Origin of the sequence: Caulobacter sp. SSI4214 (genome assembly GCF_012184455.1) — a bacterium.
Taxonomy (GTDB): Bacteria; Pseudomonadota; Alphaproteobacteria; order Caulobacterales; family Caulobacteraceae; genus Caulobacter; species Caulobacter vibrioides_E.
On the sequence record NZ_SZWJ01000076.1, the window covers coordinates 1 to 20,514 of the forward strand.

The following is a 20,514-nucleotide window of genomic DNA, read 5'->3' on the forward strand; positions in this document are numbered from 1 at the left end:
GCCGGAGCGCCGGGCACGTCCTGCGGCTTGCCGATCAGGATGTCGACCTTGGCGCCGCCGCGCAGCTTTTCGAGGATGTCGCGGACCTGATCATAGGTCAGGAAGCGCACGATCTGCGGCCGGGCGGCCTCCAGGGTGATCGGGTCCTCGGTGCGCTTGTCCTCGACCTTGACGATGACCCAGCCGCCCTCGGCCGCGAACGGCCCGACCAGCTGGCCCTTCTGGGCGTCCTTCAGCGCCGCGCCATAGGGCTCGGGCATCACGTCCAGGGTGAAGTAGCCGAGGTCGCCGCCGTTGAATCGGGTGGCCTGGTCGGTCGAGCGCTCCATGGCCAGGGCGTCGAACGAGGCGCCGGAGGCCAGCAGCTTCTTGACGCTCTCGGCCTCGGCCTGGCTGCCGACGATGATCTGGCGGGCGCGGATCTCTTCCGAGCGCTTCGACAGCTTCTGCTGCTCGGCGTAGAGCTTGCGGATGGCGTCCTCGGTGACGGCCTTCTCGACCACGCCCTCGACCAGCATGTCGCCCAGGATGCGCTCGCGGGCGGCGGCCAGGCGGCGCTGGGCGATCGGATCCTTGTCCAGCTTGCGCTTGGTCGCCTCCGCGGCCAGCAGCTTCTGGTCGATCACCTCGTCGAGACGCTGGCGGAACACCTCGCTGGAAATGTCCAGCGGCTCGCCTTCGCTGATCAGGCCCTGGGCCACGGCCTCGCGCTTGACGTCGGACGCCCAGATCACCTGGCCGTTGACGCGGGCCACGGCGGTGTCGCCCGGCTCCGGCGGCTTCTCGGCGACCTTGTTCTGGCCGCACGCCGCCAGCAGCAGCGCGCAGGTCATGGCGCTGATCAAACTCACGAGACGGACAGAGGACTTCAAGGCCAAGATCTCCGGCTTTGCTTACAAAGCGCTCTAGCGTGCTTTTTCGTCGAGTGGAAACGGCTTCGGCGCGCAAAGCGTTCGGCCGGGGGCTTTCCCGCCCCAGTCCCAAAGAAAAACCCCGTGAAAACCAAGTCCGACGTCCTCCGCGGCCCCTCCGAAACCCTACTGATGACGGGGGCTTCGCGTTGACACCAAGATGGCCGGTGCTTAAGTCTCCGGCCGCGTTGGAATAGCGGATTTGTCCGCCGCTCCAGCGCGCCCTCACTTCCGTAGTCGAGGCCCTCGAAGCCTTAGCGCCGGCCTCCTCGTCCAAACCGTCCCTCCGGATTCCCTCTTCATGCTTGGTCTCGCCAAAAAGCTCTTCGGCTCTTCCAACGAACGCAAGGTCAAGACCTTCCAAGCGCGCGTGGCGAAGATCAACGCCCTCGAGCCGGAATACGCGGCGCTCTCCGACGAGGCGCTGAAGGCCAAGACCGCCGAGTTCAAGGCCCGCCTGGAAAAGGGCGAGACGCTGGACGGCCTGCTGAACGAAGCCTTCGCCGTGGTCCGCGAGGCGTCCAAGCGCGTGCTCGGGATGCGCCACTTCGACGTCCAGATGGTCGGCGGCATGGTGCTGCACTTCTCGGGCATCTCGGAAATGCGCACCGGTGAAGGCAAGACGCTGGTCGCCACCCTGCCGACCTATCTGAACGCCCTGGAAGGCAAGGGCGTCCATGTCATCACCGTCAACGACTACCTGGCCCGCCGCGACGCCGACTGGATGGGTCAGGTCTACAACTTCCTGGGCCTCTCCTACGGCGTCATCGTCAACGGCCTCTCCCAGGGCGAGCGTCAGCGCGCGTACCGCAGCGACATCACCTACGGCACCAACAACGAGTTCGGCTTCGACTACCTGCGCGACAACCTGGTCTACGACGTGTCGGAGATGGTCCAGCGCGGCCACAACTTCGCGATCGTCGACGAAGTGGACTCCATCCTGATCGACGAGGCGCGCACGCCGCTGATCATCTCGGGCCCCACCGAGGACCGCAGCGAGTTCTACAAGACCATCGATCTGCTGGTGAAAGAGCTGATCAAGGACAAGGGGACCTACGACCACGACGAGAAGCAGCGCCAGGTCATCCTGACCGAGGACGGCCAGGAAAAGATCGAAGAGATCCTGATGTCGGGCGGCCACCTGGCCGAGGACTCGGCGGGCCTCTACGACGCGGCCAACGTCTCGGTGGTGCACCACGTCAACCAGGCCCTGCGCGCCAACATCCTCTACACGCGCGACAAGGACTACATCGTCAAGGCCGGCGAGGTGATCCTGATCGACGAGTTCACCGGCCGCATGATGACCGGACGCCGCCTGTCGGAAGGCCTGCACCAGGCCATCGAGGCCAAGGAAGGCGCCGACATCCAGCCCGAGAACCAGACCCTGGCCTCGGTGACCATCCAGAACTACTTCCGCCTCTACACCAAGCTGTCGGGCATGACCGGCACGGCCTCGACCGAGGCGCAGGAATTCGACGACATCTACAAGATGGGCGTGTCGGAGATCCCGACCAACCGTCCGATCCAGCGCATCGACGACGACGACGAGGTCTATCGCACCGAGCGCGAGAAGAACCAGGCCATCCTCAAGCAGATCGCCGACTGCCACGTGCGCGGGCAGCCGATCCTGGTCGGCACCGTGTCGATCGAAAAGTCGGAAGAGCTGTCGAAGCTGCTGTCCAGCTACACGTTCGAGAACGACGGCAAGAAGCAGAAGGGCATCCCGCACCAGGTGCTGAACGCCCGCTTCCACGAGCAGGAAGCCGGCATCGTCGCCGACGCGGGCGTTCCCGGCGCGGTGACCATCGCCACCAACATGGCCGGCCGCGGCACCGACATCCAGCTGGGCGGCAATGTCGACATGCGCCTGGCCGCCTGGAAGCAGCAGCAGAAGGGCATGGGCCTGGAGGTCGACCACCAGGACGAACTGGCCCAGAAGGCCGCCATCGAGGCCGAGATCGCCGACAAGAAGGCTCAGGCCCTGGCCGCCGGCGGCCTGTTCGTGCTGGGCACCGAGCGTCACGAAAGCCGCCGCATCGACAACCAGCTGCGCGGCCGCACCGGACGTCAGGGCGACCCGGGCCGTTCGAAGTTCTTCCTGTCGTGCGAGGACGATCTTCTGCGCATCTTCGCCGGCGAGCGCCTGGACGCGATCATGCGCACCTTCGGCGTCCAGGAAGGCGAGGCGATCACCCACAAGTGGCTGAACAACGCCATCGCCACGGCGCAAAAGCGCGTCGAGCAGCGCAACTACGAGATCCGCAAGAACCTCCTGAAGTACGACGACGTCGTCAACGACCAGCGCAAGGCCGTGTTCGAGCAGCGCCAGGAGTTCATGGAGAGCGACGATCTCTCCGAGATCATCGTCGAGATGCGTCACGACACGATCGACGATCTGGTCACCCGCCACCTGCCGCCCAAGGCCTATGCCGAGCAGTGGGACATCGAGGGCCTGACCGAGCGCGTGAAGTCGATCCTGGGCATGGACCTGCCGATCGCCGAATGGGCCGCCGAGGAAGGCATCGCCGACGAGGAGATCAAGACGCGCATCACCAAGGCGGCCGACGACTACGCCGCCCAGCGCGAGGTGATCATCACGCCCGAGCAGATGCGCCAGGTCGAGAAGAACTTCCTGCTGCAGATGATCGATCTGCAGTGGCGCGAGCACCTGATGCACCTGGACCACCTGCGCAACGTCATCGGCCTGCGCGGCTATGGCCAGCGCGATCCGCTGAACGAGTACAAGACCGAGGCCTTCTCGCTGTTCGAGAAGCTGCTCGGCGACCTGCGCACCAACACCACCCGCTGGCTGATGACGGTCGAGATCGCCTATGCAGAGCCCGATATGCCCGAGGCGCTGTCGGGCCTGCAGGAGGTCCACCTGGATCCGCTGACCGGCGAGAACGCCGCCGTCGCCGGCGCGATTCCGGACGGCCTGTCGCCGGAACAACGCGAGGCCCTGCCGGTCTCGGCCCTGCCGGAAGGCTGGGAAAACACCAGCCGCAACGGCCCCTGCCCCTGCGGCTCGGGCAAGAAGTTCAAGCAGTGCCACGGCTCGCTGGTGAAGTAAGCCGGGTCGAGCCCCGGGGGCTCTCGCCGATCCGGTAGGCTCAACCGGATCGGATGAAGCGGCTCCGAAAGCGGCTCCGAAAAGTGAAAGCGCCGGACGACGATGTCCGGCGCTTTTTCTTGTCCGAAGCCAGGGCGTCAGCTGTCCGCCGAGCGCTTCTTCACCGGAACGCGCCGACGGGGTTCAAGCCGCGCTCGGCGGCCGGCGCGCCGTCCTCCTTCGGCCGGGCGGCGTATCGTCGGGCCAGGGTGGCGCAAACGAAGAGCTGCGCCTGATGGAAGATCATCAACGGCAGCACGATCAGGCCCACGGCGTGACCGGCGAACAGGATATTGGCCATCGGAATGCCGCTGGCCATGCTCTTCTTCGAACCACAGAACACGATGGCGATCTCGTCGGCCGTCGACATGCCGAGCTGGCGGCTGATCCAGGTGGTCGACACTATGACGATCGCCAGCATCGCCAGATCGACGCCGAGGATCGCCAGCAGGGTCACGCCCGAGACGCTTTTCAAGAGCCCGCTGGCGACCCCCGCGCCGAAGGCCGAATAGACGATCAGCAAGATCGACCCACGATCCACGGCGGCGGTGATCCGCAGGTGGCGCGAGAGCCAGGCGCCGATAAAGGGCCGGCAAACCTGGCCGGCGATGAAGGGCAACACGATCTGCAGACAGATGTCGCTCAGCGACGACAGGCTCAGGCCCTTCCCGGCCGGCGTGATCAGCGCCGCCAGGATCGGGGTGATGAAGACGCCGGCCATGTTCGACAGCGAGGCGCTGCACAAGGCCGCCGGCACGTTGCCGCGCGCGATCGAGGTGAAGGCGATCGACGACTGCACCGTGGACGGCAACAGCGTCAGAAAGACCAGGCCGGTCACGACGTCATCGGGCAGCCGCGACTTGGCCAGGACGCCGACCGCCACGCCGAGCGCCGGAAAGAGGACGAAGGTGCTGGCCGACACCAGGGCCTGCAGGCGCCAGTGGATCAGGCCTTCCCAGATCGCGCTCGGCGACAGCTTGGCGCCGTACAGAAAAAACAGGGCCGCGACGGCCCCATAGACCGTCTTGTCCAGCACCAGGGTCGCCCGCCCCCGGGCCGGCAGCACGAAGGCCAGGGCGACCGTCGCGATCAGGCAAAGCAGGTAGGGATCGAGCGGAAGACGCAGGCGACGCGCGGGCATGACGACCCTCCTCGTGAAACGACCGGTCTCAGCTAAAGGGTCGCGCGGACATTTTGAATTGCCATAATAACGATATCGGATATCATGAAACGTGATGACAGAGCGTCTCTTGTCTCCAGAGCTGCTGCGCAGCTTCGTGGCGATCGCCGAGACCGGCTCGTTCACGGCCGCCGGACGGGCGCTGGGACGGCAGCAGTCGACCGTCAGCCAGCATATCCAACGCCTCGAGACCCTGACCGGCCGACGGTGGCTGGATCGCGACACGCATGGCGTGGCCTTGACGCCCGAAGGAGAGGTCGCGCTGGAACACGCCCGACGCGTCCTGGACGCCAATGACCGGATGGCTCGGTTCCTCACCGCGACCCCGCTGCGCGGACGGCTGCGACTGGGAGCCTGCGAAGACTTCGTTCTGTCGGCCCTGCCCGACATCCTGGCCGCCTTCGCGCGACGCCACCCGGAGGTCGACCTGGAACTGGTCGCCGGTCTTAGCGAGACCCTCTACGAACGGTTCGACGCGGGCGCGCTTGACGTGGTGTTCGTCAAGCGGCGGTCGGGAGACCCTCGCGGGACCCTGGCCTGGCGCGAACCGATCGCCTGGGTCGGCCGGCCCGACCTGCGCCTCGATCCGGCGGAGCCGGTCCCCCTCCTGCTCTATCCGCCGCCAAGCGTCACCCGGGCCAAGGCGCTCGCGACCCTGGAGCGCGCGCGGAAAACCTGGCGCATCGCCTTCACCAGCACCAGCCTAGCGGGCCTGAGCGCCGCGGCCCGGGCGGGTCTTGGCGCGCTGCCCCACTCCCTGCGCCTGATACCGCCGGGCCTGGCCCCGATTTCAGCGCCGGACGTTCTTCCGCCTTTGCCGGACATTGAGTTCGTCGTGATGGGACCAGGCGGCCAGAACCCGGTCGCCGCGGCCCTGATCCAATCGGTTCTGCAATGGGCCTCGCGAGACCCCGTCCCGGTGAGAGCGAACCTCTAAGCGAGATCCGCCTCGCCGCTAGTGACCGACCGCGCGGCGCGACCAGCCCGGCCAACAGCCTTAGGGCCTCAGCACCAGGCCGACATCCGGCGCCGTCCGCCCCTCGAGCTGTTCCAAATAGGCCGCGCGGATCGCCTCCGCGCCTTGCCCGCCGGTCACCGTCAGCCAGCGCGGCGCGTCGGCCACGAACGGCGCCCAGGCCGCGCCATAGCGCTGCTCGAACGCGCCGCCCGGCCAGTCCTGACGACGCTTGGCGATGCGGTCGGGGGCGAAGAAGAAGGCCGGCCGGGGCCCCGGCAGCGCGGCCTGGACGCGCGGAACCTCCCAGTGCGTGCCGCCGACCAGGATCGAGGCCTTCAGGTCGTCGGCGAAGCGGTTATGCACCGCCGCCAGCACCGCCGAGTCGCCGGCGAAATCGACGAACGCCGCCGAACCGACGATCGGCGCGCTGGCGATGTCGTCATAGAGGACGACCTGATCGTAGAAGCCCAGGCCCTCGACGAAGGCCTTGTTTCGGGGCGAGGTCAGGCCGACCACCTTGACCGCCCAGCGCCGCTTCAACAGCGCCGCCAGGGCGATGGCGGTCTTGGACGAGGCGCTGGACAGGATCACCTGGGCCGCGCCGTGGAACCCCGCCTCGTCCAGTTGGTCCTCGATCAGGAACGAGGTCATGAACAGCGGCTGCAGCAGGGCGCGATAGGCCTCCAAAGGCTCTTCGTCGCCGACGGCCTGATACTGGTTGTAGACCAGCGCCAGCGGCTGACGATGCGGCGAGACGTCGGTGAAGCCGGTCTTGCCGACCTTGGCCTGGACGGTCAGGTGCGTCGACATCGGCCAATAGCCATAGAAGCGCTGGCCCACCGCGATCTCGGGATGGGCGCTTTCCTCGACCCGCGCGTGGCCCCAGACCGGCACGCGGCCGAAGCCCTCCGGCGCCGGGAAGAAATCCCAGTACTTCATCGCCTCGCCGAACACGGCGTAGGTGATGTTGTTGGCCGTCAGGGCGAAGCTTTCGATGGCCAGGCGAACATCGCCCTCGGCCAGCGGCGCCGGCTCGGTCTCGCGGATCTCGGCGCGGCGCAGATCGCTCTTGGCGACCAGCAGGTCCCAGCCCATGACGTTCTCTCCCTCTGTGCGCGGCAAAGCTAGGCGGCGGGCGGGAGGGCGTCAAACGCGCTTGTCGGGACGGCGCCATTGTCACCGGGACAATGTTTCCATTGCTCCGTCGATGGCGAGGGCGCAATCGAAGGACAACGCCGCCCCCGGAGCGCTCATGTCCCAAGCGTCCCTGCCCCTTCGCCATTTCCTGCTGGCCCTGGCCGTGGTGGCGGTGTGGGGCACGAATTTCGTGGTGATCCGGGTGGGCCTGAACCACCTGCCGCCGCTGCTGTTCGCCACCCTGCGCTTTACCCTGGTGCTGTTGCCGATGGCCTTCTTCGTCAAGCGCCCGGCGGTGTCTTGGGCCAATCTGGCGGCCTATGGCGTGCTGATCGGGGCGGGGCAGTTCGGCCTGCTGTTCGTGGCCATGAAGGGCTCGATCTCGCCGGGCCTGGCGTCGCTGGTGGTGCAGACCCAGGTGTTCTTCACGATCGGCATGGCCATGGGGATCAATCGCGAGCCGATCCGGGGCTTCCAGATCGCCGCCCTGCTGCTGGCCGCCTCGGGCATCGTGCTGATCGCCGCGCACGGCGGCGGCGCGGCCACGCCGCTGGGCGTCGTCCTGGTGCTGCTGGCGGCCGCCAGCTGGTCGGGCGGCAACATCGTCGCGCGCCAGGCCGGCGCGGTGAACATGCTGGCCTATGTGGTCTGGGCCAGCCTGTTCTCGATCCCGCCGCTCTTCCTGATGTCGCTGTGGCTGGAAGGCTGGCCGGCCATGGTCAAGGGCGTCACCGGCGCCGACGCCTGGACCTGGCTGGCCGTCGCCTGGCAGGCGGTGGGCAACACCATGTTCGGCTACGCCGCCTGGGGCTGGCTTCTGGCCCGCCACCCCGCCGCGACCGTCACCCCGATGGCGCTTCTGGTCCCGGTCTTCGGCATGGGCGCCTCGGCCCTGCTGCTGCACGAAGGCCTGCCCGCCTGGAAGCTGACGGCCGCCGCCCTGGTGCTGGCCGGGCTGGCGGTGAACATGCTTTGGCCGAAGCTGCGGATGCGGTTCGCGACGGCCTAAGGGGGGTTAGATGGCCAACTTGATCCAGCATCGCGTCACGTTGGCCCGCCGGGGCGAAAACCCCTACGTCATCACGCGGATGCCATCCGGCTGGTTAGTGATCGGCGACGTGCAACCGTTGCCGGGCTACTGCCTGCTGCTGGCCGATCCGGTCGTGGAGAGCCTCAACGCCCTGAGCGCAGCCGACCGCGCCCGCTACGCTTCGGATGTCGCGACGATCGGCGACGCCCTCCTTGCGGTGACTGGCGCCTATCGGATCAACTACGAAACCTTGGGCAATCTGGAACCCGCGCTGCACACCCACATCACGCCGCGCTACGTCCATGAACCTCGGTTTAAACGTCGCCTCCCCCGGGGCCTCGCCTATCCGCGCTTCCTCGCCCGCCGGTTTGACGCCGAACGCGACCAGCCTTTCATCACCGCGATGCGCGAGGCCTTGACCTCCCCCGCGTAAACCACCCGACCCTCCCTTCAAAACAGGGAGGCCGCCATGGCGACGCCGTTCGAGGTGAACTGGTCCCGCGACCAGATCGACAAGGTCCTGAGCCAGGTCCGCGCCTATGAGTTCCCACCGGCCCCGGAAGGCGGCGGCTGGGCCTATGGCTGCGACGCCGATTTCCTGAGGGACCTTTGCGCCTACTGGATCGACGGCTTCGACGTCGGCGCCGCCCAGGCCAACCTCAACCGCTTCCCGCAGTTCACCGCCACGATCGAGGACCTGGACATCCACTTCGTCCACGTGGTCGGCGAGGCGAAGGGCAAGCGTCCGCTGCTGGTCACCCACGGCTGGCCGGGCAGCCATTTCGAGTTCTGGGACGCCATCGAGCCCCTGGCCTTCCCCTCGCGCCACGGCGGCGACCCGGCCGACGCCTTCGACCTCGTCATTCCGTCCCTGCCGGGCTTCGGCTTCTCGGGCAAGCCCAAGCGGCCGCTGGGCCAGCGGGCCACGGCGCGCCTCTTCAACACGCTGATGACCCGCGAGCTGGGCTACGAGACCTATCTGGCCCAGGGCGGCGACTGGGGCGGCCTCGTCACCTCATGGCTGGGCCTGGATCATGGCGCGCACGCCAAGGCCATCCACCTGAACATGATCGGCCTGCGCCCCGCCGGACCGCCGACCACGCCCGAAGAGATCGCCTGGATCACCGGCTTCGGCGCTCAGATGGACCTCTGGGGCGCCTATTTTCGCCTGCAGGCCAGCAAGCCGCAGTCGGTCGCCTGGCTGGGCGCCAACAACCCGGTCGGTCAGGCCGCCTGGATCCTCGAGCGCTTCCACGACTGGGCGGACCTGTCGGAGAAGTCGTTCGAGCAGGTGTTCAGCCGCGACCAGCTGCTGACCAACCTGATGATCTACGTGATGACCGGCAGCTTCACGACCGGGGCCTGGTACTACCGCGCCATGCTGGAGGAAGGCGGGGCGGTCCTGGCCGAGGGCCAGCGCTGCGAGACGCCGACCGCCTTCGCCAACTTCCCCGGCGAGAGCATCTACAAGCCCCCGCCCCGCTCCTGGGCCGACCGCGCCTACAACATCACCCGCTGGAGCGAGATGCCGCGCGGCGGCCACTTCGCGGCCATGGAGGAGCCCGGCCTGTTCGTCGAGGACGTCCGGGCTTGGGCGCGCGAGCTCCCCTCCCCTTGATGGGGAGGGGTAGGGGTGGGGTGATGCCGCGATTGACGCCGAGAGGACGTTAAGGCCGCACTCACCCCCATCCCCGCCCTTCCCCCATCAAGGGGGAAGGGAGTTTCTGGACGGACTTCTCTCAGCGTGGCATCGGGGCTCCGTCCGCATCCAGGAGTTCGCGCCCGATGGCCCGTTTCGACTTCGCCTCCGACAACGTCGCCGGCGCCATGCCCGAGGTCATGGACGCCCTGGTCGCCGCCAATGCCGGAACCGCCTCCGGCTATGGCACGGACCATGTCAGCCGCGCGGCCGCCGACCGCATCCGGGCCCTGCTGGACGCCGACGCCGAGGTGCGGTTCACCGCCTCGGGCACGGCGGCCAACGCCTTCGCCCTCACGCTGCTGGCCCAGCCGCACGAGGCGGTTCTGGCCCACGAGCACGCTCACATCCGCACCGACGAGACCGGGGCGCCCGGCTTCTTCGGCCAGGGCGTCGGCCTGATCGGCCTGCCGGGCGCGTCGGGCAAGATCGAGGTCGCGGCGCTGGAAGCGGCCCTGGCGCGGCCCGAGGTCTCGTACAACCAGCCCGCCAACGCCCTGTCGCTGACCACCGCCACCGAATACGGGACGGTCTACTCCGAGCAACACCTGCGGGCCCTGATCGCGCCCGTGAAGGCCAAGGGCCATGGCGTCCACCTGGACGGCGCGCGTCTGGCCAACGCCGTGGCGGCCGGCTTCGACCTGAAGAGCGTGGCCAGGATGGGCGTCGACATCCTGGTGATCGGCGGCACGAAAGCCGGCTCGACCCCGACCGAGGCCGTCGTGTTCCTCAATCCAGCCCACGCCCGCCGCCTGGACGCGCGGCTGAAGCACGCCGGACAGTTGGTCAGCAAGGGCCGCTTTCTGGCGGCGCCGTGGCTGGGCCTGCTGGGCGAGGACGGTTCGACCGGTCCGTGGGCGGCCCGCGCGGCCCACGCCAACGCCATGGCCCAAAAGCTGGCCGGCCTGATGCCCTTCCCGATCCGCCACGCGGTCGAGGCCAACGGGATCTTCGTCGAGATGGACGAGCCGGCGCTGGAACGCCTGCGCGGCGAGGGGTGGTTCGTCTACCGCTTCCTGGACGGGACCGTGCGCTTCATGTGCTCGTGGGCCACGACGCCTGAAATGGTCGAAGACCTGGGCGCGGCGTTGAAGCGGGTTCTCTAACCCTCTCCCTTCGGGTGAGGGCGGGGCCCGCCGCGAAGCGGTGAGAGTGTGAGGGCTCAGGCCCGCGACCGCAGTAGCCCCTCATCCCCCCACGCCCGCGGCGCGGGTCCCGCCTTCTCCCGCTGGGAGAAGGTTTCCCTCACGGGCTCCACCCCCAGCATCTTGGCGATCTCCGCCGCGGGAGCCGGGCGGCTGATGAAGTAGCCCTGGATCTCGGCGCAGCCCTGGCCGCGCAGCGCGTTCAGTTGCTCCAGCGTCTCCACGCCCTCGGCCGTGGTGACGATGCCCATCGAGGAGCCCAAGTCCAGCACGGCCTTGATGATGGCCATGGCGTCGCTGTCTTCCAGGATGTCGCGGACGAAGGTCTGGTCGATCTTGATCTTGTCGAACGGGAAGCTGCGCAGATAGCTGAGCGAGCTGTAGCCGGTGCCGAAATCGTCCATCGAGATCCGCACGCCCAGGGCCTTCAGGTCGTGCAGCATGGTCATGTTGGATTGACTGTCCTGCAGCAGCACCGACTCGGTGATCTCCAGCTCCAGGCGCTGGGCGGGCAGGCCCGAGCCCGCCAGGGCCGAGACGACCGTGCGCACCAGGCCCCGATCGCGGAACTGGGCCGGCGACAGGTTCACCGCCAGGCGCACGTGATCCGGCCATTGCGCGGCCTCGGCGCAGGCCTTGCGCAGCACCCATTCGCCCAACGGGACGATCAGGCCGATCTCCTCGGCCAGGGGAATGAAGTCGGCCGGCGAGACCATGCCCCGCTCCGGGTGGCGCCAGCGCAGCAGGGCCTCGCAGCCCGTCACCCGCTCGTCGCCCAGATTGTACAGCGGCTGGTAGAACAGCTCGAACTCGCCGGCCTGCAGGGCTCGCCGCAGGTCCAGCTCCAGCGCCCGGCGCGCCTGCAGCTGCTCGTCCATGGCGTGTTCGAAGAAGTGGAAGGCGCCGCGTCCCTCGGCCTTGGCGCGATAGAGGGCCATGTCGGCCTTCTTCAGCAGCTCGTCGGCGTCCTCGCCGTCGGAGGGCGCGACCGAGACGCCGACGCTGGCGCCGATGACCACCTGATGGCCCTGAAGGTCGAACGGGGCCGACATGGCCTCGACGACGCGCTCGGCCAGGCGCGTGGCGCCGGTCATGTCCTTCAGGCCGGTCTGGACGACGGCGAACTCGTCGCCGCCGAGACGGGCCACGGTGTCCCCCTCGCGCACGCAGTTGCGCAGGCGCTCGGCGGCCACGCGCAGCAGGGCGTCGCCCAGCGGATGCCCCAGCGTATCGTTGACGGTCTTGAAGCGGTCGAGGTCGATGAAGTGAACGGCCAGATTGTCGCCATTGCGGGCGCGACGGGCCAGGGCCTCGGCCAGCGACTTCTGGAACAGCACGCGGTTGGGCAGTTCGGTCAGCGGATCATAATGGGCCAGGCGGGCGATCTGCGCCTCGGCCCGCTTGCGCTCGGCGATGTCCTCGGAGACGCCCAGCAGGTAGGCGGGCTCGCCGTCGGCGTCGCGGATGGCGATCTTCTTGGTGCGGAGGATCGCCATGCCGCCGTCCGCGCGCGGCACGTGATCTTCCTCGATGACCCGGACCTCGCCCGACAGCAGCACCTCGCGGTCGCGCTCGACATAGAGCGCGGCCAGTTCGGGGTCGTGGATGTCGGCGTCGGTCTTGCCGATCACCTGGTCGCGCGACATGCCCAGCGTCTTCTCGCCGGCCCGGTTCAGCAGGACATAGCTATGGTCGTCGGCGCGCTTGACGAAGACCATCGAGGGCATCGCCTCGACGATCGCCGTCATGAAGGTCTGGGCGCGCTCCACATCGGCCTTGGCGGCGGCGAGCGCGGCCACGCCCCGGCGGTTGGTCTCGTTGGCGGCCTGCAGCAGCCCCAGCACGGTGCCCACGCCCAGATAGCGGCCACCCTCGGTGACGATGAAGCCGCGCAGCAGGTCCGAGGCCCGGTAGGACAGGCTGTCGGTGGTGAACGACGCCAGCTCGGTGTCGGCGTCGACGACCAGCGGCTCGCGGTCCATCAGCGTCGAGATCGGGCGGTTGGCGTAGAGCGCGCGGCCGTACTCGGCCGCCATGCGCAGGAAGAAGGCGTTGCGTTCGACGATGCCGATCGGTCGGTCCTCGTCGTCCAGCACCGGAACAATCAGGGTGTCGGGCTCTTCCCGGAAGCGCTCGTACAGCGACTTGCCAAGAACATCCTGACGCGCGGGCGTCAAGGAAGACACGGTGTCCCTAAGGGTGAACATGGTTACGCCTCCACTTGGGCGCAACAAGGACCATTTCTGGACTAACGAGGTGCTAATGTCCCGGCCAAGCCCGGCCATTTCGCCAAAAGTTCACGACGCCGTCACAGTGTTTTCGGCGGCATTTACCTTGAATATTATTGCAATTTAACTTCTAGACCCCTCCCGACCCGTATCCAGAAAGTCCCGTGACTTGAAAGTCTCGGGAGCGGCGACCTCGACCACCGGCTCGTCGCGGTCATCGAACTCGGTGCGCAGGGCCCGGCTCATCACCGCGTGCATCTCGTAGAGACAGGTGATGTAGGTCAGTTCCAGGATCTGTTCGTCGGTGAGAAAGGCCTTCAGCGCCGAGAAGACGCCATCGGCGACGCGGCCGCCGTCCAGGACCAGGCCGTCGGCATAGGCCAGCACCGCCCGCTCGCGCGCGTCGAACACGTCGCAGACCTGCCAGTGCGGCACGGCGGCGATCTTGTCCTCCGACACCCCGAGGCCCCGCAGCGACTTGCAGTGCTGGGAGAACACGAACTGGCTGCCCCGCGCCCAGCCGGCCCGGGTCTGGGCCAGCTCGCGCAGCACCGGATCGATCTTGCGCGCCGGGTCGCGATAGAGCGCGAACCCCTGGGCGGCGTGGCGCAGCACGTCCGGACTGCCGGCGAAAACGGTCCACCAATCGCCGCGCGTGCCGGTGTCCGTGCCCGGATGGGCCACGGGGTCGCGCTCGCCGAAGAGGTGGTCGTAGAGGCGAAGCGTGCGCTCGTCGGTGACCTCGGCCCGAGGTATCTGACGCAGGCGCGGCATCAGGCGACCACGCCCAGCGGCCGCGAGGCGCCCGCCGGCGCGTGGAGCACGTCTTCGGGGCCGAAGTCGCGCGTGAAGGCCGCCAGCTCCATCATGATCCCGTTCGGATCGGTGAAGTAGATGGACCGAACGAAGACGCCGGGATGCATCTGGCGCGCCACGCCCATCTCGCTGTCGTCGTGATTGACCACCATCGGGAACGCCGGAACGCCCGCCGCCTGGAGGCGCTGGAGACAGGCCTCCAGATCCGCCTCGTCCACCGAGAAGGCGATGTGGTTCATCGAGCCGACGGCGGTCTTGGAGTCGGCGGGAAACGACCGAACCGAGGCGATCCCCGGCGCGGCCGGCGGCGTCTCCGGCCACCAGAAGAAGGCCAGGCACGCGCCGCCCCCGCAGTCGAAGAAGAAGTGCTGGCCGCCGTCGGGCAGCGCCACGGTCTTCACGAGGGGCATGTCCAGCACCTCGGTGTAGAACTTCACCGTCTCGCCCATGTCGCGACAGACCAGGGCCAGATGATTGACGCCGTTGATTTTCATCTCGGCTTCCTCCCGGCCGCCGAGCTTATCCCAATGATGGAAGAGGTACAGCGCGCGGTGACGACGGCTACTCGCGTTCCCGTCGGTCGTCGCCCAGCAGAATGTGGCCGCCCCAGCTGACGACGCCCGTGACGATGGCCGCCTCGATCCCGGCCAGGAGCCCGTGGACCTGCATGTGCCCGCCCAGCATCCAGGCGACGAGACCGATCATCGCGGCGTTCACCACCAGCAGGAACAGGCCCAGCGTCACCAGGGTCAGGGGAAAGGTCAGAACCGTGACCACGGGACGGACGACGGCGTTGACGACGCCCAGCAGGAAGCCGGCGATCAGCAGGGTGGTCCAGCCATCGACCCAGACGCCAGGCACGATCCTGGACGACAGCCAAAGGCCGGCGGCCGCGATCAGGATGCGGAAGATAAAGCGGACCATGCGACGAATCCCCGTTTTCTGGTTCTAGCCTGCCTCATGCCGCCGTCCGGGCAAAGAGACGCCGCATTCGTACAATATCCGAGCGGGCAACTCGGACATTACAAATGCGTTACCGCCCTTCCAACCGCCACGCCGCGTCCTATCTATGCCTCTGTGTGAGGGTGATCGCGCGTAGTGGCGAGCGGATCCGCACGCAAGGGGATACGAACTAAGATGACCGCGAACACCCTTTCGGTGATGTCGCCCGATGGCGGCCTTTCCCGTTACCTGACCGAAATCCGCAAGTTCCCGATGCTCAGCAAGGACGAAGAGTTCATGCTGGCCCAGCGCTGGAAGGAGCATCAGGACCCGCAGGCCGCCCACAAGATGGTCACGTCGCACCTGCGCCTGGTGGCCAAGATCGCCATGGGCTATCGCGGCTATGGCCTGCCGATCGGCGAGGTGATCTCGGAAGGCAATGTCGGCCTGATGCAGGCCGTCAAGAAGTTCGAGCCCGAGAAGGGTTTCCGTCTGGCCACCTACGCCATGTGGTGGATCCGGGCCTCGATCCAGGAATACATCCTGCGCTCGTGGTCGCTGGTGAAGATGGGCACGACCGCCGCGCAGAAGAAGCTGTTCTTCAACCTGCGCAAGGCCAAGAGCCAGATCGCCGCCTTCCAGGAAGGCGACCTGCGTCCCGAGCAGGTCAGCGAGATCGCCACCAAGCTGGGCGTGCTGGACAGCGAGGTCATCTCGATGAACCGCCGCCTGTCGGGCCCCGACGCCTCGCTGAACGCGCCGCTGCGCGCGGACGGCGAGAGCGAGTGGCAAGATTGGCTGGCCGACGAAGATCAGGTCTCGCAAGAGACCCGCGTCGCCGAGGACGAGGAGAAGTCGCTGCGGATGTCGCTTCTGGAAGAGGCGATGGTCGAACTGACCGACCGCGAGCGCCACATCCTGACCGAACGCCGCCTGAAGGACGAGCCCACCACCCTGGAAGAGCTCGCGGCCCAGTACGGCGTCAGCCGCGAACGGGTTCGCCAGATCGAGGTCCGCGCGTTCGAAAAGCTGCAAAAGACCATGCGCGAGGCGGCGATCGCCAAGAACATGGTGGATGCGTAAGCGATTAGCCCAAACCCCAACGCGATGAGGGGCGCCGAAAGGCGTCCCTTTTTCGTGGGCGGCGCTATTCCCGCTTCAGCCGCTCCAGCGCCCCGTCATAGGCCTTGAGCAGCCCCTGCTCGGTCTCGATATGCGCCTGAAGATAGGCGGCCGCCTCGGTCATATGTTGCAGCGCCCTGGCGACCTCCGGCCGGGTGGGGGCGCCGACATAGCTGCTTTCAGCCAGCCCGAACCAGACGGTCTGCTCCGAGCGCTGCAACGCGATGAACGCCTCTTGCTCGCTATAGGCCTTAGCCACCGCCCGCCCCTCATCGTGGGGGAAATCGCCCATGACCTTGGTCGACAGAGCGCCCGCCCAGGCCGCCGACTTGGGCCAGACGAAATCGCGCGCCACCTGGACGCCGCCCAGGGGCGGCCCCTTGCCCGCCACGAACTTCGCGCCCGACAGCAGGACCTGATTCAACTGCCCCTGCAGAACCCGCGCCTGCTCCAGGTTCGCCGCCACCTCGCCGCGGTTGCGGGAAAGCTCGTCGATGAAGTCGGCGCGGCTGAAGCCAACCGCGCGCTCGGTGCGGTGATGCTCGACCAGGGCCTCGGCGCCCAGGGCGATCAGAATGCCCATGACGATCGTCAGCAGCTCGACCGCGAATTCACGCCATGAATGGATAGGCTTGGGTTTGTGGATTTCCACGGCTTGCCCCCCGACCTTGCTCGCGCCCTGTTGTCGGCAAGATTCGCGATCCATGCAATTGACGGCGCGAACCCGGCCAGGCTCCAGAGTCCAATATTTCGAGCGCGTTCGAGCGGTTTAACCGCTCACACTTGTACCTGACGCGCTCTATAAGGCGCGGCGATGACCGCCTCCTCCCTGCCCCAGCTGATCCTGCTGCCCGGTCTGCTGAACGACGCCGAGCTGTGGCGAGACCAGATCAGCGGCCTGGCCGATGTCGCGCGGGTCTGGGTCCCGGATCTTTCGCCCTACGCCACGCTCCATGAGATGGCGCAAAGCGTGCTGTCCGAGGCCGAGCCCACCTTCGCCGTGGCCGGATTCTCGATGGGCGGCTACGTCGCCCAGGAGATCGCGCGGCTCGCGCCGGAGCGGATCGAACGCCTGGCCCTGCTGGACACCTCGATCCGGGTCGACACGCCCGAGCGCGCCGCCCAGCGCCGGGCGTTGAACAAGGCCGCCGCCCGGGGCGGGACGTTCCTGGGGATCGGCCAGGCGATCATGAAGTCGTATATCGACGTCTCGCGCCTCGACGACGTCGAGCTGACCACCCGCATCGTCGACATGACCCAGCGCCTGGGCCGCGAGGTGTTCCTGCGCCAGAACAGCCTGGAGCGCCAGGACGGCGAGGCGGCGCTGAAGGCCCTGCGCGTTCCGCTGCTGATCATCGTCGGCGAGAACGATCAGATCACGCCCGCCGAGGGCTGCCGCGAGATGGCGGCGGCGATCGGCTGCACGCATCTGGTGGTGATCCCCAACGCCGGCCACATGACGCCGATGGAAGCGCCAGGCGCGGTCAACGGCGCGCTCCGCCACTGGCTGGAGCGGCCGGCGGGCAAGCGGTAGCAGAGCGCCCCCTCCGTCACGGGGCTCCGCCCCGCGACACCTCCCCCGCGTCGCGAGGGAGGAGGGGTATCATCCTCCCCCGTGAAACGGGGGAGGTGGCCCGAAGGGCCGGAGGGGGCGCTATCGCCGCCCTAGAAGCTCAGCTGCACCCCGGTGCGGAAGGTGCGGCCGTAGCGCTCGTTCTCGCCCAGATGGTTCTTCTGGCCGGCGAAGGTGCGCCAGGACTCGTTGTTCAGGTTGGCGCCTTCCAGGAAGACGGTGACGCTGCGGGCCTTGTCGCCGATGGCGTAGGCGATACGCGCGTCCAGCTGGCCGTGCTTGTCCCAGTAGATGTCCGAATTGGCGTCGGCGCCGATCGTGTACAGGAACTTGCTGCGGTACGAGTAGGCGACGCGAGCGGTCAGGCCGTGCTTCTCGTAGAAGATCTGGGCCGTGCCGACCGACTTGGACTGCTGCACCAGGGGCAGGTCCTCCCGGCGGTTGGGCACGCCCTTGATCGACGAGTCGATGAAGGTGGCGTTGACGCCGACGCCCAGGCCGTCGAACGGCCCCGGCAGGAAGGTCAGCTGCGACTGGACGTTCAGTTCCAGGCCCGCGACAGTCGCCTTCTTCGCGTTCATCGGCGTGCTGACCGCCGCGCCGGTCAGGGCGACGCCGCCATAGGTGCCCGACTGGTTCAGCAGGGTCTGGGTGAAGATCGGATCCTGGATGTCCTTGAAGAACGCCGAGGCCGACACCACGCCCTGGCCCGGCAGATAGTATTCGAAGCCGGCGTCGAGGTTGGACGCGGTCAACGGCTTCAGGTTCGGATTGCCGGTCGTGACCGTGTCGGCCGTGGCGTCCACCGTGACCGCCGGGGCCAGCTGGGTGTAGTCGGCGCGGCCGATCGCGGTCGTGGCCGCGGCCCGCAGAACCAGACGTTCGCTGAAGTCGACCTTGGCGTTCAGGCTCGGGAACCAGTTGGTGTACTTGTTCGAGCCGTTGGCGTCCGGACCGCGAGAGGCGGTCGTGCTGTTGAACGTCTTGGCGCCGTAATCGCCGTCGGTGTTCTCGACGCGCAGGCCGGGCGTCAGGGTCAGACGGCCCAGCTTCAGGGTCGCCATCGCGTAGCCGGCCCAGATCTTTTCGGAAACGTCGTAGTCGCTGAGCAGATCGGTGCTGAGCGACTTGGCGGCGTTCAGCTTCAGGGTCGTCGGGTTGGCCGTGACATAGGCCTGGGCCGCCGCGTAGTCGACCTTGGGGCCGAAGGGATAGCGGCCGTCGTAGGTCGAGGCCAGGCTGGACGGGTTGAGGGCGGCCAGGGTGAAGGCCGTCGAGCCCGGGTCGTAGGTCGTATAGTTGCGGTCGTTGGTCTTGTGACGGTCGGTGACCTTGACGCCGATCTTCAGCGTGCTGCCTTCGCCAATCGTGTTCAGCGGCAAGCTATAGTCGGCGCGCGCCTGCTTCAGCGTCTCGACGGCTTCGCGCTTGTCGTAGCTGACGCTCTTGAAGGTGAACTGGCTGGGGTCGAAGGCCGCCGTCCCCGGCGTGACCAGGAACAGCACGTCCGACAGGTCGTAGGTCCCGGTCATGGTCTTGCCGGTGGCGAACTGGAATTCGCTACGCAGCGGATCGGTCTTCTCGGCGCGGCTATAGGCCAGGTCGACGCTCAGCTTGCCGGCGCCGACATTGAACTTGCCGCCCGTCGAGACGGTCTTGGTGTTGTCGTCCTCGTTACGGCTCCGGACGTAGCGGGTGGCGGTCGCCTTGCTGAACGAGCCCGCCGTGGCCGAGGTCGAGACGATCGTGCCGGCGATCGGCATCCGGAAGCGGTCGCGCGTCTCGTGGTCGGTGAACTTCGAGTACTGGGTGCGCAGGTAAAACTGCATGTCGTCGTTCGGACGCCAGTCGAAATTGGCCACGAAACCCGTGCGCTCGCGCACCAGATTGTAGTCGCGATCGTCGAAGTCGGCCGGGATCGCGTAGCCGTTGGCGGTCGTCCAGGAGGCGCCGGCCACGTTCTGCGACTCGATCGGACGCTTGGAGTAGTTGGCCGACAGGACCGCGCCGAACTGCTTGTCGGGACCGAACGTGCCGCCCAGGGTCAGGTCGCCTTCATAGGGGTGCTTGTCGTTCAGGTCGAACTGGCCATAGGCGGCGCGGGCGCTGCCGAAGGTCCCGTGGCGATCGAAGGCGCTGAGCGTGACGATGTCGACCTGGCCGGCGATCGCGTTGGCGTCGAGGTCGGCCGTCAGGCTCTTGACCACCGTGACCTGGCCGATCAGCGAGGACGGGATGTCGTCCAGCTTGACCTGGCGGTTGTCGGGTTCCGGCGCGGCGGCGGTCTGGCCGTTGACGGTGACGTTGGCGTAGCGCGGGTCCACGCCGCGGATGATCACGTAGCGGCCTTCGCCCTGGTCATTGGCCACGGTGATGCCCGGCAGACGGCGCACGGCCTCGGCGACGTTCTGGTCGGGCAGCTTGCCCACGTCGTTGGCGTAGAGCGCCTCGACGAAGTTGTCGGCGACCTTCTTGGTCTGCAGCGCGCGACGCTCGGCGGCGCGCTGGCCGGTGATGACGACCTCGGCGACGGCGTCGGGCGGCGTCAGGGTGACCTCGACCTCGGCGGTCGTGCTGTCGGACAGGCGCACGGGCATGGTCGAGGCGCCGTAGCCGACATAGCGCACCTGAACTTCCGCGGAGCCGGCGGCCAGGCCCGTCAGC

Annotated in this window: 17 protein-coding genes; 8 read left to right on the forward strand and 9 right to left on the reverse strand. The window is 67.6% G+C overall.

The window, feature by feature from the left end; all coding sequences use genetic code 11:
* On the reverse strand, positions 1–878 hold an 878-nt coding region (locus tag FCU40_RS17725; RefSeq protein WP_168076702.1), incomplete at its 3' end, for a peptidyl-prolyl cis-trans isomerase.
* A 334-nt stretch (positions 879–1,212) separates the two neighbouring features.
* On the opposite strand from FCU40_RS17725, the gene secA reads away from it, so the two are divergent.
* On the forward strand, positions 1,213–3,981 hold the full coding sequence (gene secA / locus FCU40_RS17730; protein ID WP_004621566.1) for a preprotein translocase subunit SecA: 2,769 nt from the start codon (positions 1,213–1,215) through the stop codon (positions 3,979–3,981).
* 160 nt (positions 3,982–4,141) lie between these two features.
* Here secA and FCU40_RS17735 read toward each other — a convergent pair whose 3' ends face one another.
* The gene (locus FCU40_RS17735; RefSeq protein WP_168076704.1) at positions 4,142–5,161 is read right to left on the reverse strand and encodes a bile acid:sodium symporter family protein; all 1,020 of its coding nucleotides are present in this window, start codon (positions 5,159–5,161) and stop codon (positions 4,142–4,144) included.
* 94 nt (positions 5,162–5,255) lie between these two features.
* Here FCU40_RS17735 and FCU40_RS17740 point away from each other — a divergent pair, with 94 nt between their 5' ends.
* Positions 5,256–6,137 carry a LysR substrate-binding domain-containing protein gene (locus tag FCU40_RS17740; protein WP_168076706.1) on the forward strand — a complete coding sequence of 294 codons (882 nt, stop codon included), beginning with the start codon at positions 5,256–5,258 and terminating at the stop codon, positions 6,135–6,137.
* A gap of 60 nt (positions 6,138–6,197) precedes the next feature.
* Here FCU40_RS17740 and FCU40_RS17745 read toward each other — a convergent pair whose 3' ends face one another.
* Positions 6,198–7,253 (reverse strand): DUF2855 family protein, encoded by a 1,056-nt coding sequence (locus FCU40_RS17745; protein WP_168076708.1) that lies wholly within the window; start codon positions 7,251–7,253, stop codon positions 6,198–6,200.
* Positions 7,254–7,365: 112 nt separating this feature from the next.
* Between FCU40_RS17745 and FCU40_RS17750 the strand changes: the two genes are divergently transcribed.
* The 4 genes from FCU40_RS17750 (at position 7,366) to FCU40_RS17765 (ending at position 11,130) form a co-directional block, all read left to right on the forward strand.
* Positions 7,366–8,304, forward strand: coding sequence for an EamA family transporter (locus FCU40_RS17750; protein ID WP_168076710.1), 939 nt, complete (start codon positions 7,366–7,368; stop codon positions 8,302–8,304).
* A 10-nt stretch (positions 8,305–8,314) separates the two neighbouring features.
* Positions 8,315–8,758: a hypothetical protein gene (locus FCU40_RS17755; protein WP_168076712.1), complete on the forward strand. Its 444-nt coding sequence runs from the start codon at positions 8,315–8,317 to the stop codon at positions 8,756–8,758.
* 36 nt (positions 8,759–8,794) lie between these two features.
* The gene (locus FCU40_RS17760) at positions 8,795–9,943 is read left to right on the forward strand and encodes an epoxide hydrolase family protein (protein ID WP_168076714.1); all 1,149 of its coding nucleotides are present in this window, start codon (positions 8,795–8,797) and stop codon (positions 9,941–9,943) included.
* A gap of 167 nt (positions 9,944–10,110) precedes the next feature.
* A complete protein-coding gene (locus FCU40_RS17765) occupies positions 10,111–11,130 on the forward strand; it encodes a beta-eliminating lyase-related protein (RefSeq protein WP_168076716.1) in 1,020 nt (339 codons plus the stop codon).
* Positions 11,131–11,186: 56 nt separating this feature from the next.
* Here FCU40_RS17765 and FCU40_RS17770 read toward each other — a convergent pair whose 3' ends face one another.
* From FCU40_RS17770 to FCU40_RS17785, 4 genes are all read right to left on the reverse strand, one after another.
* On the reverse strand, positions 11,187–13,376 hold the full coding sequence (locus FCU40_RS17770; protein ID WP_168076717.1) for an EAL domain-containing protein: 2,190 nt from the start codon (positions 13,374–13,376) through the stop codon (positions 11,187–11,189).
* A 144-nt stretch (positions 13,377–13,520) separates the two neighbouring features.
* Positions 13,521–14,171, reverse strand: coding sequence for a carboxymuconolactone decarboxylase family protein (locus FCU40_RS17775; RefSeq protein ID WP_168076718.1), 651 nt, complete (start codon positions 14,169–14,171; stop codon positions 13,521–13,523).
* Positions 14,171–14,707, reverse strand: coding sequence for a VOC family protein (locus FCU40_RS17780; RefSeq protein WP_168076719.1), 537 nt, complete (start codon positions 14,705–14,707; stop codon positions 14,171–14,173). Before FCU40_RS17780 ends, FCU40_RS17775 begins: the two co-directional genes overlap by 1 nt.
* A gap of 67 nt (positions 14,708–14,774) precedes the next feature.
* Positions 14,775–15,137: a phage holin family protein gene (locus FCU40_RS17785; RefSeq protein WP_168076720.1), complete on the reverse strand. Its 363-nt coding sequence runs from the start codon at positions 15,135–15,137 to the stop codon at positions 14,775–14,777.
* 213 nt (positions 15,138–15,350) lie between these two features.
* Here FCU40_RS17785 and rpoH point away from each other — a divergent pair, with 213 nt between their 5' ends.
* On the forward strand, positions 15,351–16,238 hold the full coding sequence (gene rpoH, locus FCU40_RS17790; protein WP_004624851.1) for an RNA polymerase sigma factor RpoH: 888 nt from the start codon (positions 15,351–15,353) through the stop codon (positions 16,236–16,238).
* Positions 16,239–16,302: 64 nt separating this feature from the next.
* Here rpoH and FCU40_RS17795 read toward each other — a convergent pair whose 3' ends face one another.
* Positions 16,303–16,929: a hypothetical protein gene (locus FCU40_RS17795; RefSeq protein ID WP_168076721.1), complete on the reverse strand. Its 627-nt coding sequence runs from the start codon at positions 16,927–16,929 to the stop codon at positions 16,303–16,305.
* 162 nt (positions 16,930–17,091) lie between these two features.
* Between FCU40_RS17795 and FCU40_RS17800 the strand changes: the two genes are divergently transcribed.
* On the forward strand, positions 17,092–17,811 hold the full coding sequence (locus tag FCU40_RS17800; protein ID WP_168076722.1) for an alpha/beta hydrolase: 720 nt from the start codon (positions 17,092–17,094) through the stop codon (positions 17,809–17,811).
* 131 nt (positions 17,812–17,942) lie between these two features.
* On the opposite strand, the gene FCU40_RS17805 is transcribed toward FCU40_RS17800, so the two are convergent.
* Positions 17,943–20,514, reverse strand: a 2,572-nt coding sequence (locus FCU40_RS17805; protein WP_168076723.1) for a TonB-dependent receptor, incomplete at its 5' end; no start/stop codon positions are given.

Excerpts from the sequence above, each read along its gene's own strand:
- FCU40_RS17745 (WP_168076708.1), bottom strand. The coding sequence starts at position 7,253 with ATGGGCTGGGACCTGCTGGTCGCCAAGAGCGATCTGCGCCGCGCCGAG.
- FCU40_RS17760 (WP_168076714.1), top strand. The coding sequence starts at position 8,795 with ATGGCGACGCCGTTCGAGGTGAACTGGTCCCGCGACCAGATCGACAAG.
- FCU40_RS17740 (WP_168076706.1), top strand. The coding sequence starts at position 5,256 with ATGACAGAGCGTCTCTTGTCTCCAGAGCTGCTGCGCAGCTTCGTGGCG.
- FCU40_RS17755 (WP_168076712.1), top strand. The coding sequence starts at position 8,315 with ATGGCCAACTTGATCCAGCATCGCGTCACGTTGGCCCGCCGGGGCGAA.
- FCU40_RS17800 (WP_168076722.1), top strand. The coding sequence starts at position 17,092 with ATGACCGCCTCCTCCCTGCCCCAGCTGATCCTGCTGCCCGGTCTGCTG.
- FCU40_RS17735 (WP_168076704.1), bottom strand. The coding sequence starts at position 5,161 with ATGCCCGCGCGTCGCCTGCGTCTTCCGCTCGATCCCTACCTGCTTTGC.
- rpoH (WP_004624851.1), top strand. The coding sequence starts at position 15,351 with ATGACCGCGAACACCCTTTCGGTGATGTCGCCCGATGGCGGCCTTTCC.
- FCU40_RS17765 (WP_168076716.1), top strand. The coding sequence starts at position 10,111 with ATGGCCCGTTTCGACTTCGCCTCCGACAACGTCGCCGGCGCCATGCCC.
- FCU40_RS17775 (WP_168076718.1), bottom strand. The coding sequence starts at position 14,171 with ATGCCGCGCCTGCGTCAGATACCTCGGGCCGAGGTCACCGACGAGCGC.
- FCU40_RS17770 (WP_168076717.1), bottom strand. The coding sequence starts at position 13,376 with ATGTTCACCCTTAGGGACACCGTGTCTTCCTTGACGCCCGCGCGTCAG.
- FCU40_RS17785 (WP_168076720.1), bottom strand. The coding sequence starts at position 15,137 with ATGGTCCGCTTTATCTTCCGCATCCTGATCGCGGCCGCCGGCCTTTGG.
- FCU40_RS17750 (WP_168076710.1), top strand. The coding sequence starts at position 7,366 with ATGGCGAGGGCGCAATCGAAGGACAACGCCGCCCCCGGAGCGCTCATG.
- FCU40_RS17780 (WP_168076719.1), bottom strand. The coding sequence starts at position 14,707 with ATGAAAATCAACGGCGTCAATCATCTGGCCCTGGTCTGTCGCGACATG.
- secA (WP_004621566.1), top strand. The coding sequence starts at position 1,213 with ATGCTTGGTCTCGCCAAAAAGCTCTTCGGCTCTTCCAACGAACGCAAG.